This is a genomic window from Vibrio sp. KUL80, from assembly GCF_059725495.1.
In genome coordinates this window covers 3,305,387-3,320,464 of the sequence record NZ_AP045841.1, presented here as the reverse complement: position 1 = coordinate 3,320,464, position 15,078 = coordinate 3,305,387, and the positions used below count along the sequence as shown (strand labels likewise).

The following is a 15,078-nucleotide window of genomic DNA, read 5'->3' as shown; positions in this document are numbered from 1 at the left end:
GCCCATAGAAAAGAGTTTATAGCAATATGGCACAAACCGCACGTAAAAAAGACGAGTCTTACCGACTTGAAAAGGCATTAGCTGACGCCATTTGTCACGAAATGCCTATCTCTTTTGGTGATGCTGAAAACATTGATTTGGCTTTGATCGCAGATGGTAGCAACAAGCGAATCATTGCCACATTCAAAGAGCTTTACCAAACACCTACAAGCCAACCGAACAATAAGCAAATCGCTGATGACATTCATTGCATGATGTTAAGCGATGGCTATACAGCTACGGACGCAGACAAAGAGTCTGACGCGATAGAGAACCTAACAGGCCGCAAGCGTGAGCCAAATGTCAGCTTAGTATCTGACGCAATTAAAAGGTTCACCACCGACACCACCAAACCAACTTACCTCCACTTAGTTAGCAATGACGATTCCCCACTGGCTTATGATGCCTTGCTAGACCTTTGCCGAAAAGCTGACGGGGAACACCTTGAGGAAAACAGGGAGACTATCGTTAATACTTTTAACTCAAGTCACTCAGTGGTTCTACACGGTTCAAAGACGTTAATTTGTGAGAGAGTGGCCGACCATAAAGATAATGTTGGATATGTGTTCTCAGCAGTACCACAAAAGCGCTCATTCTACGCAAACCTAAACTTTCCACACATGGCAGACGACAAGGTTAAGTACGCAAACTGCTTTGACTTGTGGATGAAAGACCATGATCGCAGGACTTATCACGGTGTCGTGTTTGACCCATCCAATAGGGCAGGAAGTCGATTCTTAAATATGTGGTCAGGCTTTGCGGTTGATGCCGTGGAGGGAGACAACAAGCTAGACAATATCATGGCTCATTTGCGCTATATAATCTGTGGCGGTGATGTAGAGCACTTTCAATATCTTCTAGCTTGGATGGCACACATAGTACAAAAACCAGAAGAAAAGAGCGGTGTTTGTGTGGTTCTTAAATCAGAAGCTAGAGGCACTGGTAAAAGTACAGTGTCTATTTTGCTTGAAAGGCTACTTGGTCAACACGCTATGCGCGTACAGGACGGTAAACACTTACTTGGGGCATTCAATAGCCACTTAGCAAACAAGCTATTTGTGACGATTGAGGAAGCTTTTTGGAGTGGTTCAGCAAAGGACGCTGGTAAGCTAAGAACGCTAATAACAGAGAGCACTGTCACTATTGAAGCAAAGGGCAAGGACGCTATTGAGGTCGATAGTTATCACCGCTTTATGATGTGTACTAACAATGATTGGGCGGTTCCACAGACTCAAGATGAAAGACGTTTCTTTGTGCTCGAAGTTTCCGATGAAGTTAAGCAGAACAAGGAATATTTCTCACAGCTTTACCGTGACATTAAATCAGATGAAGCAATGGGACAATTGTTCAACTTCTTGAAGAACTACGACATTGAACCGTACAACTTGAGCAAAGCACCAAAGACAGCGGCTACACAACAGCAGATCATGGAGTCATTACCTAGTGAGGGTGCATGGCTTAAATCGCTACTTGATGACGGTTCTCTTATTGATGGAAATGTTTCATACGATCTCGACAATGCGCAGACCATACCAAAGAACAGCTTTTTTGATGCTTACATAGACTATTGCGACAAGATGAACGTTCAAGGCTATGACCGATGTAGCCCCAATAAGCTTGGGATCTACTTAAAGAAAGTAATCGGTTTAAGTGATGGCGGCAAGAAGTCTATTAACGGGGCGCGGTTAAACTGCTACAGAACCAAGCCACTGGAAGAAATGGAAACGCTATTCAGTAGTCATTACGAATACAACTAAGAAAGGCCGCTCGAAAGGGCGGTTTTTTGTATCTGATAATCGTTGATGAACAAATCAATGTCTATAAGTTATTGTTATTAATTGATATTGGGTTGAATTGGTGTCAAGGTTTTAATTCTAAACCCACATTAGAACCCAATTACGGTAAGTTTTAGCCATGACGAAACCTTCGTTATGAACAGGACTTATAAGCGGTATAATATATACATACCACTTAAAAGGGCGTGATATGAGCAAAGGATACGGGAAAACACAAAAGGCGATACTTGATTACATGCTTTACCGTGATGATGAAGATTGTAGCGAGTGCGTGACCTACATAGCCAAGGACATTGGGGCGACTCAACCAGCTACATCGAGAGCGATAAAACGACTTGAAGCTGATGGGTTATTGATTGGCTTCACCCAGTGGATGGAAGACCCGGCCTACAGAATCAAACGAAAGCGCAAATGCTACTATCACGTAGAAAACGCGGAAGTTCGCCAGCAATGGAGAAATGACAGAGCGGCACGACTACTAGCTGAACGGGCAGAGGCTAGAAAGCAGGGCGTGTCAGTAATGGAACTAAGGTTTCAAGGCTTTGCTGATGCTTTCAGGCAGATAAAGGGGTAGTAAAAGTTTTACTATCTAAAGGTACTTTACGGGTTTAAAACGGGTTAAGTATTGTTAAGTGAAAAAGCAGTGTAGCCGCTAAACTTCAAATCTCAATTAAACCATAGCCATAGATTTACGGTTAGCAACCGCATATCTAATTGTTTAATCGTTCTAATATTTAACCCAAGTTAAGCATTTGAAAGCGCACTACCTAGGGAAAAGTTTTCCCCAACTAAGCCCGATTTAAAATCTGCCTTTCCCCATAAGCATCCACCAACGGTGTGAGTTGCCAAAATTGGCAGGTCTAACCCAACCGAACCCACAAAACCCAGTGGGATACCACTCGATAGCGACTTGCTAGCAATCTGCTACACACTACATACAAAAGATGTGTATGTACCGTCACGAGTCGTGCGTTTGGTATGCGTCCGCATTGCGCTGGCATCCTCAAGTAAAATAATTTTACCCCTTAATTTTTCGGTGCTAGTAAAAAAAACGGCAATCCTAACAATTCCTAATGAAATCACGGGGGAATTTTTGCACCAGTACACGCGCGTGTTAAGTAAATCCTGAGTAATCGTAAGTCAAACCTGACAAAACCTGACCTTTCCCCTCCTAAGTGACCCAATATCTATTACGCCAAAATCTTAAGTATTCTTGAGGTTGAAAGCTCATGGCTATCAATTCAAATAAATTAATAGGTCAAGACTATCATTGATGGTAAAATAACCTTGTGTTGTTAATTACAAGGTGAAAACAGTGACATTCAAGAAAGGCGAAAGGCATGGGGGCATGTATGACTTGGGTTAAAGGGCAGTCAGGGAATAAAAACGGCAGACCTAAAGGAGCGCTAAACAAAAGAACGGCACTTATCAAGGCGCTTGAATCTGAGTTTAGTGATGGTGAGCAGGAATTCTGGAAACACGTTGTTAGCTTGGCTAAGAGTGGCGATATGAGCGCGGTAAATGCCATTGCTTCCAGGTTATATCCTGCATTAAAGCCAATTACACCTAGCGCAGTATTCGAGCTTGATAACACATCACCAAGCACACAGGCGCGGAGCGTTTTAAGTGCCATTGCTAACGGTGAGTTATCCGCAGATGTGGGGAAAGGGCTGATTGATTCAATACATTCAGTTATGAAGATTGTTCAAGTAGATGAGCTACTAGAGCGCATAAACAAACTAGAAAAGGCGGTAGAAAATGAACCACGTTAATCAAGCCATTCACGATATGGCTAACAAGATGAGCAACGAGCAAATTCTTAATTGCGTTGCTGAGTTGAACCCAAGCGAAGACGCAGGAACGATGAAGGCGCTTTTGGGCGTTTACGTTAACAGGCGCTTAGGGGTTGAGGAACCTATCAAGGTGAGCGATCACAATCTAAATCTCAATGCCATGCTCGAAGGTAAAACAGACAGCAAGGAAACCACCAACACGCCAGCAACAGGCGATCACAATCTGGACCTAAACAACCTACTAGAAGGCGGCAAGCTATGAGCAATGTATTCAAACTATCAACACATGATTTTCAAGTAAGCAAACAAACACTACCAATTGAAGCTAGGGATGAAGCGGAGCGTTATAGCGCGGCAGTTAATGAAGCGGTTCCCCAAGTACAAGCTTTGTTTGATGAGTTCGTAGCAAAGGCGGCAGAGATTGCGCCTAAATACGACCTTACACCGTTCATTGATGAGAAACAGAAAGAACTTAAGGCACTGGAAGCCGAGCGCGACAAGGCATTGAGCAAGGCTGAAAGCGGTATTGATGAGTTAGAGAAGCTAAAGATTTCCTCAGCACTACAGATGCGCATTATCGCCGGTAATGGTGTGGAAACTATGATTAGCACCTCAGAAAGTTTCAGTGAGCTTAAGGCGCTTGAAGAAATTGCCAAGAACATGAATTACAACAGCGCAGCCAAGCGAGCAGAAGAAAAAGCCAAAGAGATCGCAATAGGCACACTAGACCAAGAGATTGAAGCAACCAAGCTATCAATCACCCAAATGACGCAAGAGCAGACCATGCAAAACAACCTATGGTTATCACTTCCTTATAGCTTCGGTTATGTGGCTTATTAATGGCGCTTAAATTGAGTGTGGGGCGCGATGTAAGCCCCATCACTTGATAGTAAGGGGATTGTTCCAATGAAAACAAAGACCATGCTTAAACGCTTTATACGGCTACAGGAAGGGCTTCTAAAACGTCAAACAGAGCAGCAAGCCAAAGAGAAGGAGCCAAAGCAATGACTTATCAAGATTTACTATTCGTGAATGCCTGTATTAGTTATTTCGTTGTAGGGCTGGCGTTTGGTGTTGTCCTAGCAAAAAAGGGGTGAGGTTATGAAGGCTATTCAAATTCAAGGTTGTACGGCTGAACAGGAAGCAGACGTGTTAAGGCTCATTGAGGCAATAGCAGCAAGTTTTGATATGCAGAACCGCCCTAGATGCTGGCTAAACAAACACGGCGCTGTAGGGATAAAGACCTCAGTTCCCGATCACTACAAACAACTAAGGGACGATTACAAAGAAACTCGGAAGGAAATGGAACAGCTAGTTTCTTAACAAATCTTAATGTGTCCTAACTAGTGTCCTAACCAACTTAGGACAGGTGGCTAACTTAGGTCACCTAAAAACCCTTTAAAATCAAGGTTTTGTCCTAACGCCCTAAGTGTTCTGACTTTTTTGCGTTTTTTTCTCCACATATTTTTTTTAGCTTCACATGATTTATTTTTGGGTGAGTCATGGAGAGTGTTTTTTGTTGTGTGGGTATTGCTGTGGGTTTGAAAAGTAAAAAGGCTCATCAAGTAAATGACAAGCCCTTTACAAACAATAACTTAAAGAAGAATCTTTAGTTCATGCCGTATTTCTTAAGCTTCTTACGAAGAGTACCGCGGTTGATACCCATCATAGTTGCTGCGCGAGTTTGGTTACCGCGAGTGTACTGCATGATGGTGTCTAGTAGCGGCTGTTCAACTTCCGCTAGAACTAGTTCATACAATTCAGTGACGTCTTGACCATTTAATTGAGCAAGGTAGTTCTTTAGAGACGCTTTTACAGAGTCACGTAGTGGCTTCTGAGTGATTTGGTCTGAAGATGTTACTGTAGTAACTGTCAATGGTTCTGAAGTCAAATTTTGTTCGAACATAATCGGTTTAGCTCTTCTCGTAATTATGATGCAACGTTGTCAAAATAACCTTGCAATGCGTCGAGCTGTTCATTAGCAGCATCAATCGCGTTGAAGGTACGGCGGAACTCACCCGCCTGCTCATGTTCTTTTAGGTACCAGCCAACATGCTTACGCGCGATGCGTGGACCTAAGAATTCACCATAAAACTGGTGAAGTGCTTGAACATGACCAAGCAAGATATCCTGCACGTCCGAAGTCGGGCGCTCAGGCATCAGTGTGCCGTTTTCCAAATAGTGTTGGATTTCCTCGAAAATCCATGGCCGTCCTTGGGCCGGACGTCCAATCATCAAAGCGTCTGCACCGGTGTAATCCAGTACATATTTCGCTTTCTCTGGGCTATCGATATCACCGTTAGCGATAACCGGTATAGAGACAGCTTCTTTTACCGCTTTGATGCTGTCGTATTCTGCCTCGCCTTTGTACATGCAGGTACGCGTTCGACCATGAAGGGCGAGCGCCTGTATGCCGCAGTCTTCGGCTAGTTTTGCAATTTGGACACAGTTTTTGTTGTCTGTATCCCAACCTGTACGGGTTTTTAATGTCACAGGGACATCGACGGCATCGACTACGGTACGTAGGATATCTTCGATGATATCTGGGTACTTAAGCAGTGCTGAACCCGCCAGCTTTTTATTCACTTTCTTAGCAGGGCAGCCCATATTGATGTCGATGATTTGCGCACCGTTTTCAACACTGAACTGTGCCGCTTCCGCCATAAGCGTTGGATCGGCTCCTGCAATCTGCACCGAACGAATACCTGATTCGCCCTCGTGCACCATGCGCTGCTGTGACTTGGCTGTTTTCCACAGTTTTGGGTTAGACGACATCATTTCACTGACGGCCATACCCGCACCGTAACGAAGGCACAACTCACGGAACGGCCTATCAGTAACACCCGCCATAGGTGCGACAATCAGGTTGTTCTTAAGTTGGTATTGTCCGATTTTCAAAACAGCGCCACAGGTTTACACAAGCAAGGGCGCGCATTTTACGCATTTTTTCGGTGCGTGAAAAGACTAATATTTGAGCATTTACAATTTGTTTCTGCAAATTGTCGCATTTTCAGGCGCTTAGTCTTAAAACTATTCTTTTTAGGGCAAAAATCGCGGTATTTTAGCCCCCTAAAACACCGCGATTTAAACGAGAATGGTTATTTTTTGCCCGAGATACGACACCACTCGTTAAGTTCAACGATAGGGTCAATGCTCATCTCATCGCGATAGTAGTTGGCGACATCTTCAGCTTGAGTATCCAAAACGCCAGACATGGCGAGCTCACCACCTGGTTTTACTAGACCTTTAATGATGCCGGAAAGGTCACGTAAAGGACCGGCAAGGATGTTCGCCACCACAACGTCGGCAATCAGACCTTCTGGTTGGTCTTGAGGTAGGAAAAGCTCTAGTTGATCGGCAACGCCATTGCGCTGTGCGTTGTCTTTCGACGCAATAAGTGCTTGAGGATCAATGTCGATCCCGATCACTTTCGCAGCGCCAAGTTTGATCGCGGCAATGGCTAGGATCCCGGAACCACAACCAAAGTCGATAACTGTTTTACCGGCAAGATCTAGTGACTCTAGCCACTCAAGACATAGTGCCGTGGTTGGGTGTGTTCCGGTACCGAATGCAAGACCTGGGTCAAGCATCACATTCACCGCATCGGGCTCTGGAACATCACGCCAGCTAGGGCAGATCCAGAGGCGCTCACCAAATTTCATTGGGTGGAAGTTTTCCATCCACTCACGTTCCCAGTCCTTGTCTTCTAGCTGCTCGACCTTGTGGGCAAAGCCTTCCGGTAGCATATTGCTGCCTTTAATTGTCTCAACCACCCACTGAGTGTCCGCTTCGGCGTCGTATAGCGCAACGATATCAGTATCGCCCCACAAACGCGTCTCACCAGGCAACGGTTCAAATACAGGCGTATCATGCGCATCGAGGAACGTGACAGACAATGCGCCCGTTTCTTCCATCAGCATATCGCCGATTTGCTCTGCATTTTCATTGGTCGCGTTGAGTTTAATTTGAATCCAAGGCATAAGTTGGGTCCTAGCAAGATGAATTTTGCGCAGAGTGTAGCAGATTCACTGACGCTCGGCATAAAAAAACCCGCCGTGGCGGGTTTTTATCAATAGAGAAGCGATTAGCTCATGCCAAGCTTCTTCTCTAGGTAATGAATGTTGGCACCGCCGTGTTGGAAGTTTTCATCATTCATGATGGATTCTTGTAGAGGAATGTTGGTCTTGATGCCTTCAATGAACATCTCGCCCAGTGCATTCTTCATACGAGCAATCGCTACATCGCGGTTCTCACCGAACGTGATCAGCTTACCGATCATTGAATCGTAATGAGGTGGTACTGTGTAGCCCGTGTAGATGTGCGATTCCCAACGAACGCCCATACCGCCCGGCGCGTGGAAGCGTTCGATGGTACCTGGACATGGAAGGAAGCGCTCAGGGTCTTCCGCGTTGATACGACATTCGATCGCATGGCCACGCAGTTTTATGTCATCTTGAGTGAATGACAGTGGTTGACCTGCTGCAACACGAAGCTGCTCTTTGATTAGGTCAACGCCAGTCACCATCTCTGTTACTGGATGCTCTACCTGAATACGCGTGTTCATTTCGATGAAGTAGAACTCACCGTTTTCGTATAGGAACTCAAACGTACCTGCGCCTCGGTAACCGATTTCGATACATGCACGTGTACAACGTTCACCGATGTACTTACGCATCTCTTCAGTGATGCCTGGTGCTGGTGCTTCTTCAACGACCTTTTGGTGACGACGCTGCATTGAACAGTCACGTTCGCCAAGGTGGATAGCGCCGCCTTGACCGTCTGCGATAACCTGAACTTCAACGTGACGAGGGTTTTCTAGGAATTTCTCCATGTAAACGATGTCGTTGTTGAAGGCAGCTTTTGCTTCTGCACGTGTCATGGCAATGGATTCGACCAACTCGGCTTCACTGCGAACCACACGCATACCGCGACCACCACCGCCACCAGAGGCTTTGATGATAACTGGGTAGCCAATGCGCTTCGCGTGCGCTTTGTTTTTCGCTTCGTCATCGTCCAGTGGGCCGTCAGAGCCAGGTACACATGGTACGCCTGCTTTTTTCATTGCCGTGATAGCCGATACTTTATCGCCCATCATGCGAATCGTGTCTGCTTTAGGACCGATGAAGATGAATCCAGAGCGCTCAACTTGCTCAGCAAAATCAGCGTTCTCGGACAAGAAACCGTAACCTGGGTGGATCGCCACAGCACCTGTTACTTCAGCAGCTGAAATGATACGTGGGATATTTAGGTAGCTGTCGATACCACGTGCTGGACCAATACAGATGGCTTCATCAGCAAGTAGTACGTGCTTTAGGTCGCGGTCCGCTGTTGAGTGAACAGCCACCGTCTTGATACCTAGCTCTTTACAAGCGCGCAAAATACGAAGTGCAATCTCACCTCGGTTTGCGATAACGACTTTATCTAACATAGTCAAAGCCCCGCTTATTCGATGATAACTAGCGGTTGATCGAATTCTACAGCTTGACCATCTTCTACTAGGATTGCAGTGATAACGCCTGACTTGTCTGCTTCAATCTGGTTCATCATCTTCATTGCTTCAACGATACAGATAGTGTCGCCAGCGCTAACAGATTGACCAACTTCAACAAATGGTTTTGCATCTGGGCTTGGCGCACGGTAGAAGCTACCAACCATTGGAGAAAGAACCTGGTGACCAGCTGGTGCTGCAGGTGCTGCTTCTTCAGCTGCAACTGGTGCCGCGGCTGGAGCTGCTGCCGGCGCTGCTACTGGAGCAGGTGCTGCTGCGTATTGAATTGGTGCTGGAGCTGCAGCAGCAGGACCGCTGCGACTGATGCGTACTGACTCTTCACCTTCTGAGATCTCTAGTTCAGCGATGCCAGACTCTTCAACCAGTTCAATTAGCTTTTTGATTTTACGAATATCCATGTTTCTTTCTCTTTGTCTTGTGAGTAAGACGGCTTTACATTAAGCCGTAGAGTATTTGGTTATGTTGCTTTTAGCGCCTTAATGGCGGCTGAAAGCGCAAATTCATAGCCTTGCGAACCCAATCCGCAGATCACACCTTGTGCCACATCGGACAGATAAGAGTGATGACGGAATGGTTCTCGGGCATGAACGTTTGATAAGTGCACTTCGATAAACGGAATTGAGACCCCTAGTAATGCATCACGCAGTGCAACACTGGTATGGGTGAACGCCGCTGGGTTAATGATAATAAAATCGGTATTCCCAAATGCTGCGTGTATCGCCTCAATGAGCTCATATTCACGGTTAGATTGAAGGTGGGACAGCTCGATATCTGCCTGAGCAGCCTGCTTTTCTAGGTTATCAACAATTTGTGAGAGTGTTTCACTGCCGTAATGTCCCGGCTCTCTTACTCCTAACAGATTAAGATTTGGACCATTTAAAACTAGAATTCGAGACTTTGCTGTCATATTGTCGCCATCTTCGGTTAACGTGAAATAAACGGGGTTTATCCCAAGTTTACATAAAAACAGGAGCGGCTGAGAAGCTCGCCAAGCTCATATTTTTAAAAATTGACCAAGATTATAGCTAATTCACAACATTTAGCAGCAATTTACTGGTCTAATCTCCTGTGCTCTGTCAGAAAAATTGCAACACAGAGCACATTTTGACAGCCAGCTGAAAAAAGCTGAAACAAAAAAGCCGCCCCAGAAGGGACGGCTTGTTATCAGATTGTCACAGAGATGCACTAAACCAGCTCGGCTTTCTCTGCAATCAACTTATCGACGACGCTCGGATCAGCAAGCGTTGACGTATCACCTAAATTGCTGGTGTCGCCGGTGGCGATCTTACGTAGAATTCGACGCATGATTTTACCAGAGCGAGTCTTAGGTAGTGAGTCCGTCCAGTGCAGGACATCTGGCGTGGCGATTGGACCGATCTCTTTACGAACCCAATCTTTCACCTCTTTATGCAGCTCAGCCGATGGGAACTCGCCATCATTTAGCGTGATGTAGGCGTAGATAGCCTGACCTTTGATGTCGTGTGGAATACCTACGATTGCGGCTTCAGCAATCTTATCGAAAGCAACCAGCGCAGATTCAATCTCTGCGGTCCCCATACGGTGGCCTGAAACGTTAAGTACGTCATCAACACGGCCGGTAATCCAGTAGTAACCATCTTCATCACGGCGAGCACCGTCACCCGTGAAGTACATGCCTTTAAAGGTCGAGAAGTAGGTTTGCTCAAAGCGGTCGTGGTCCCCATAAACGGTACGCATTTGACCCGGCCAAGAGTCCAGAATGACTAAGTTGCCTTCGGTCGCGCCATCGACAATATTCCCCATGTTGTCGACTAGCGCAGGTTGCACGCCGAAGAATGGGCGAGTTGCCGAACCTGGTTTGAGCTCTGTGGCTCCCGGTAGTGGAGTAATCAAGATACCGCCTGTTTCTGTCTGCCACCAGGTGTCGACGATAGGTGATTGCTCGTTACCGATAGTTTTGTAATACCATTCCCAGGCTTCTGGGTTAATTGGTTCGCCAACTGAGCCCATGATGCGTAGGCTGTCGCGAGTGGTGCCTTTGACCGCTTCATCGCCCTTCGCCATTAGCGCACGAATCGCAGTCGGTGCAGTATAGAGGATGTTGACTTGGTGCTTGTCGACGACTTCACTCATACGGCTGGTATCTGGGTAGTTAGGTACGCCTTCAAACAAAATAGTCTTCGCACCATTGGCGAGTGGACCATAGATGAGGTAGGTGTGACCGGTAATCCAGCCTACATCAGCGGTACACCAGAAGGTTTCGCCTGGCTGATAGTCGAAGACATATTTAAAGGTCATGGTGGCGTAAACGAGGTAACCCCCCGTGGTGTGCAGAACGCCTTTTGGTTTACCTGTTGAGCCAGAAGTATAAAGGATGAATAGCGGGTCTTCTGCGCTCATTTCTTCTGGTGGACAAACTTCAGAGGCATTTTCGGTTGCTTCATGCCACCACACATCACGATGCTCATGCCAAGCCACATCGCCACCCGTGCGCTTAAGGACCATAACCTTGGAAATGGTTTTCACTTCTGGGTTAGTCAGTGCCTCGTCAACGTTCTTTTTCAAAGGTACTGCACGGCCACCACGTACACCTTCATCTGCGGTAATCACTACTTTTGCGTCTGAATCGATAATACGACCTGACAGTGCTTCAGGAGAGAAGCCACCGAAGACAACGGTATGGACAGCACCGATACGTGTACAAGCGAGCATTGCGACTGCCGCTTCTGGAACCATCGGCATGTATAGACAGACCACATCACCCTTGTTGACGCCTTGTGCTTTTAGCGCGTTAGAGAACTTACACACTTCTTTGTGCAGTTCATTGAAGGTGAGGGTTTTATCGTCAGCAGGATCGTCGCCTTCCCAAATGATTGCGACGTCATCACCACGCTCTGCTAGGTGTCGGTCGATACAGTTTGCTGAGACGTTGAGTGTGCCATCTTCAAACCAGCGAATGTCGACATGGCCAGTGTCAAAAGAGGTGTGTTTGACTTTAGTGAATGGCTTAATCCAATCAACGATTTTGCCGTGCTCTCCCCAGAATCCTTCAGGGTCTGAGACGGACTGTTGATACATAGATAGATAAGTGTCGTTATCCGCATGTGTGTTGGTTTTAATGTTTTCTTTTATCGGATAAACATGAACTTCACTCATTGCTTCTCTCCTTTGAATTGAGCTTAGCGGGCTAGGGCTGAACTAGATCGTGTATTAACTCTCGGCTAGTTCGAGGCAATGAGCAATTAGACTTTAGGCGTATTGGTGAAAAGTTAAGCTAAATTAGTGGGTTAACGAAGGTTGGTAATGAGATGTGGGTCGCAGTTCGGGTGAAACTAGCTCTGAGGTCGAAACGGTGGCAGTGAACCACGAGTCAGCTTTAGGTAAACCATCGCTGCCGCTTTGGCATCTTCGAGCGCATCGTGTTTGTGGTAATTGGGTATTTGTAAATGGCGACAGATGGCTTCAAGACTCAGATCAAAGTAGCCATTGGGCAGCATTTTAAGCAGCTGGTCGTTATAGATTTGGCTCACTTCAATCAAGGCATTAGGCAGGGGAAAGCCGAGGTGCTTTTTGCAGGCACGGTCGAGGATCTTTTTGTCATAACGAATGTGGTAGCCCACCAGTGGCCGGTTACCGATGAATTTTATCAGCGCTTGAATAGCTTGCTTTTCACTGATGCCATGCTTGAGGTCGTCGTGTCTGATATGGTGGATCTTGATAGAGTCTTCATCCAAAGACTTTGGCGCAGAGAGTCTGACCTCAAACGGAGCGCTGGTGATAATGCGGTTATCAATAATCTTTGTGGCGGCAATGGTCACAATGTCCGCCACATTCGGATCGAGGCTGGTGGTTTCACAATCGAGTGAAACAAACTCATTTGGCACTGGGCGAGTGAAGAGGCTTTGATAATCACTCCCTTTGGTTTGATAGCGCCAGTAGGCTTTGGTCAGAATATTCATAGCAAGATCACTATCAATGACGAATCTGGTAGTGGTAGCCAAGCCACTGCTTAAACTTTTTCACCACGTGCAGCCCATGACGTAACAGGTCGCGTTCAGGGCGTTCAAGCGCGTCTAATTGAATGGCATTACTCATATCGTGATGCGACAGCTGTTGTTGTAATCTGAGCTTGAAAAAATGCTTCAGTGCCTCCGCTAGGTTCTCTGCGGTTTCTTGCTCTAATACTCGTTTAGTCACCAACTGGTCGATGCGATCAAAGGTGTTAGTGGCATCGATGGCGTATTCCATGCTTAGCGCTCGAACGCCGTGAACAATAGGGAAGATCCCCCCTTGTTTTAGATCTACCCCTTGCTTGGAGCTTTTTACATTACCAAACAGGGTCAGGGGTACCGCAAAGTTCAGCGCTGGGCGAGTGAACTCGGTCAAAATCAGCTCTTGTCCTTCCATTTGCTGCTGCAAGTGCTGTTTTACAGGCGCAAGTAGTTCGAGGTTCCCTGCAACAGCCCGAGCGTCGGCAAGGATGGCGATTTCCATGACACTTTCACTGTTTGCATTGGCGACAAGCTTTTCGATATGTTGCTGCCATTCAGTTGTTGTCCGGACCCAGTGAGGGTTGCTAACCATGACGTTGCCGGGGCAAAGTGGGTAGCCGAGCCGGGCAAGAGTATGGTTGAGTTCATTAAGGACGCCTTGCTGATTCGGCCACTCTAATCCTTGCTCTAATATCAGCGCATTATCTTGGTCGGTTTTCAGGATCTGCTCGCCTCGACCTTCAGACCCCATCACGATTAAACAGCAGTGATTATGCATGGCTGGCGGGACAACAAGCTCAAAGGCGCGCTCAATGATCTGTTCATTCACTGCGGAAACCAGTTCCATCATGAAGCGAGTTCGGATGCCGTTGGTCACGAGACTGTCGACCAATTGCTGCTGGCGATTGGAGGCTAGGGCGAGCTCATCAATGCTATTTGCCCGCGCGATGCTAAGAGATAGCACATGAGAGTGGGTAGAAAACGCGCTCAGTATCTGGGTCATGTCCAGCATCCCAACTGCTTCTTTTCCTTCGCAGACCATTAGACGTTTTACTCTTTGACGCGTCATGGTGACCATGGCGTTAAAGAGGAACTCATGTTTTTCGACTTGGTGAACCGGGTAAGTGGCGATGTCGCCAATAGCGGTATTGGCAGCGAGCTGTTCGAGCACTACGGCATGCAACATATTGGTTCGAGTGACAATACCATAACGGGATGTGTGCGCGGCAAGTCTTGGGTCACTCTCATCGAGCTCAATCAAAGCCGCGTCGACACCTTGATTTAATAGGGCTTGAGTGACCTCCGTAATGGGCATGCTTGCTGGCAGGATTAAGGGTGGATGGTAGATCTCTTCATCGACCTTAGTCAGAATAAATTCACCAAGATTTTGTTGCTTCTGCGCTTCTTCAATAAGTTGTTGGCGTGTTGCCAAGCTGGTATCAAAGTAGGCCGCAAACTGCCCATTGCTGTGGTAAAGGGTGACAAAGACATCTTTGGGGAGCAGATACACTAGGGTGTCTTCGAGCGCCACATAGTCATGTTTTACCGCACCACTCAGAAGCGCACGTACATCAAACATGTCATCGTAGGTATAGTGGGCGTAGACCTCTTTGCGCTCAGTATCGCGCTCTTCAACTGAGCCCTTGATGATGATGTAGAGCTGGTCCGCTTCGGCTCCCGCTTTAACAATGGTGTCTTTATCTCGATAGTAAGCAACGTCTAAGGCGGAGCGGAGCTGATTCTGTTGAGGCTCACTGAGTCTGTCGAAAGGGGGGGACGACATATTAAATTTATCAGGCATACCAGTAAGCTCCATTTTCCCACATCATGGCAATAGTCTGGCAAATTCGTGGCTAAGCTCCAGACGACTTTAGTCGTAGAGCAACTGAGATTTAGGTGCCAAGCAAATAAGGGAAAATTCGTTCACTCATTAATTCCCTTTTTATGAGCGCAGACTCGTAGCATAATGG

The 15,078-nt window shown here is 46.7% G+C and carries 15 protein-coding genes; 6 read left to right on the top strand and 9 right to left on the bottom strand.

The features are described 5' to 3' along the window. The first annotated feature begins 26 nt into the window (after positions 1–26). From AC6I8U_RS15420 to AC6I8U_RS15395, 6 genes are all read left to right on the top strand, one after another. The gene (locus AC6I8U_RS15420; protein ID WP_498017301.1) at positions 27–1,796 is read left to right on the top strand and encodes a DUF5906 domain-containing protein; all 1,770 of its coding nucleotides are present in this window, start codon (positions 27–29) and stop codon (positions 1,794–1,796) included. A gap of 229 nt (positions 1,797–2,025) precedes the next feature. After that, on the top strand, positions 2,026–2,409 hold the full coding sequence (locus AC6I8U_RS15415) for a hypothetical protein (protein ID WP_498017300.1): 384 nt from the start codon (positions 2,026–2,028) through the stop codon (positions 2,407–2,409). Between the two features lie 778 nt (positions 2,410–3,187). Then, entirely contained in the window at positions 3,188–3,607 is a 420-nt protein-coding gene (locus AC6I8U_RS15410) for a DUF5681 domain-containing protein (protein ID WP_498017299.1), read from the top strand. After that, the gene (locus AC6I8U_RS15405) at positions 3,594–3,890 is read left to right on the top strand and encodes a hypothetical protein (protein ID WP_498017298.1); all 297 of its coding nucleotides are present in this window, start codon (positions 3,594–3,596) and stop codon (positions 3,888–3,890) included. The genes AC6I8U_RS15410 and AC6I8U_RS15405 overlap by 14 nt, the downstream gene beginning before the upstream one ends. After that, positions 3,887–4,468 carry a hypothetical protein gene (locus AC6I8U_RS15400; RefSeq protein WP_498017297.1) on the top strand — a complete coding sequence of 194 codons (582 nt, stop codon included), beginning with the start codon at positions 3,887–3,889 and terminating at the stop codon, positions 4,466–4,468. The genes AC6I8U_RS15405 and AC6I8U_RS15400 overlap by 4 nt, the downstream gene beginning before the upstream one ends. Positions 4,469–4,729: 261 nt before the next feature. Further along, positions 4,730–4,951, top strand: coding sequence for a hypothetical protein (locus AC6I8U_RS15395; RefSeq protein WP_498017296.1), 222 nt, complete (start codon positions 4,730–4,732; stop codon positions 4,949–4,951). Between the two features lie 286 nt (positions 4,952–5,237). Here AC6I8U_RS15395 and fis read toward each other — a convergent pair whose 3' ends face one another. The 9 genes from fis to AC6I8U_RS15350 form a co-directional block, all read right to left on the bottom strand. Further along, complete coding sequence (fis, locus tag AC6I8U_RS15390; RefSeq protein ID WP_042478607.1) at positions 5,238–5,534, bottom strand: DNA-binding transcriptional regulator Fis; 297 nt, start codon at positions 5,532–5,534, stop codon at positions 5,238–5,240. A gap of 23 nt (positions 5,535–5,557) precedes the next feature. Next, a complete protein-coding gene (gene dusB, locus AC6I8U_RS15385; RefSeq protein WP_394154001.1) occupies positions 5,558–6,526 on the bottom strand; it encodes a tRNA dihydrouridine synthase DusB in 969 nt (322 codons plus the stop codon). 200 nt (positions 6,527–6,726) lie between these two features. Next, the gene (prmA, locus tag AC6I8U_RS15380) at positions 6,727–7,608 is read right to left on the bottom strand and encodes a 50S ribosomal protein L11 methyltransferase (RefSeq protein ID WP_234494710.1); all 882 of its coding nucleotides are present in this window, start codon (positions 7,606–7,608) and stop codon (positions 6,727–6,729) included. Positions 7,609–7,712: 104 nt separating this feature from the next. Then, positions 7,713–9,056, bottom strand: a complete 1,344-nt coding sequence (accC, locus tag AC6I8U_RS15375; protein ID WP_234494709.1) for an acetyl-CoA carboxylase biotin carboxylase subunit — start codon at positions 9,054–9,056, stop codon at positions 7,713–7,715. Positions 9,057–9,070: 14 nt separating this feature from the next. Further along, positions 9,071–9,535, bottom strand: a complete 465-nt coding sequence (gene accB / locus AC6I8U_RS15370) for an acetyl-CoA carboxylase biotin carboxyl carrier protein (RefSeq protein WP_128648816.1) — start codon at positions 9,533–9,535, stop codon at positions 9,071–9,073. 59 nt (positions 9,536–9,594) lie between these two features. Then, on the bottom strand, positions 9,595–10,044 hold the full coding sequence (aroQ, locus tag AC6I8U_RS15365) for a type II 3-dehydroquinate dehydratase (RefSeq protein ID WP_498017295.1): 450 nt from the start codon (positions 10,042–10,044) through the stop codon (positions 9,595–9,597). A 278-nt stretch (positions 10,045–10,322) separates the two neighbouring features. Continuing rightward, entirely contained in the window at positions 10,323–12,272 is a 1,950-nt protein-coding gene (acs, locus tag AC6I8U_RS15360; RefSeq protein WP_498017294.1) for an acetate--CoA ligase, read from the bottom strand. Positions 12,273–12,448: 176 nt separating this feature from the next. Continuing rightward, the gene (locus AC6I8U_RS15355) at positions 12,449–13,075 is read right to left on the bottom strand and encodes a 3'-5' exonuclease (protein ID WP_042478645.1); all 627 of its coding nucleotides are present in this window, start codon (positions 13,073–13,075) and stop codon (positions 12,449–12,451) included. Between the two features lie 13 nt (positions 13,076–13,088). After that, positions 13,089–14,909 carry a DUF294 nucleotidyltransferase-like domain-containing protein gene (locus AC6I8U_RS15350; RefSeq protein ID WP_498017293.1) on the bottom strand — a complete coding sequence of 607 codons (1,821 nt, stop codon included), beginning with the start codon at positions 14,907–14,909 and terminating at the stop codon, positions 13,089–13,091. Positions 14,910–15,078 lie beyond the last annotated feature (169 nt).

Bases quoted from the DNA above. Each gene is read 5' to 3' on its own strand.
- AC6I8U_RS15420 (WP_498017301.1), top strand. From the start codon at position 27: ATGGCACAAACCGCACGTAAAAAAGACGAGTCTTACCGACTTGAAAAG.
- AC6I8U_RS15415 (WP_498017300.1), top strand. From the start codon at position 2,026: ATGAGCAAAGGATACGGGAAAACACAAAAGGCGATACTTGATTACATG.
- AC6I8U_RS15410 (WP_498017299.1), top strand. From the start codon at position 3,188: ATGACTTGGGTTAAAGGGCAGTCAGGGAATAAAAACGGCAGACCTAAA.
- AC6I8U_RS15405 (WP_498017298.1), top strand. From the start codon at position 3,594: ATGAACCACGTTAATCAAGCCATTCACGATATGGCTAACAAGATGAGC.
- AC6I8U_RS15400 (WP_498017297.1), top strand. From the start codon at position 3,887: ATGAGCAATGTATTCAAACTATCAACACATGATTTTCAAGTAAGCAAA.
- AC6I8U_RS15395 (WP_498017296.1), top strand. From the start codon at position 4,730: ATGAAGGCTATTCAAATTCAAGGTTGTACGGCTGAACAGGAAGCAGAC.
- fis (WP_042478607.1), bottom strand. From the start codon at position 5,534: ATGTTCGAACAAAATTTGACTTCAGAACCATTGACAGTTACTACAGTA.
- prmA (WP_234494710.1), bottom strand. From the start codon at position 7,608: ATGCCTTGGATTCAAATTAAACTCAACGCGACCAATGAAAATGCAGAG.
- accC (WP_234494709.1), bottom strand. From the start codon at position 9,056: ATGTTAGATAAAGTCGTTATCGCAAACCGAGGTGAGATTGCACTTCGT.
- accB (WP_128648816.1), bottom strand. From the start codon at position 9,535: ATGGATATTCGTAAAATCAAAAAGCTAATTGAACTGGTTGAAGAGTCT.
- aroQ (WP_498017295.1), bottom strand. From the start codon at position 10,044: ATGACAGCAAAGTCTCGAATTCTAGTTTTAAATGGTCCAAATCTTAAT.
- acs (WP_498017294.1), bottom strand. From the start codon at position 12,272: ATGAGTGAAGTTCATGTTTATCCGATAAAAGAAAACATTAAAACCAAC.
- AC6I8U_RS15355 (WP_042478645.1), bottom strand. From the start codon at position 13,075: ATGAATATTCTGACCAAAGCCTACTGGCGCTATCAAACCAAAGGGAGT.
- AC6I8U_RS15350 (WP_498017293.1), bottom strand. From the start codon at position 14,909: ATGCCTGATAAATTTAATATGTCGTCCCCCCCTTTCGACAGACTCAGT.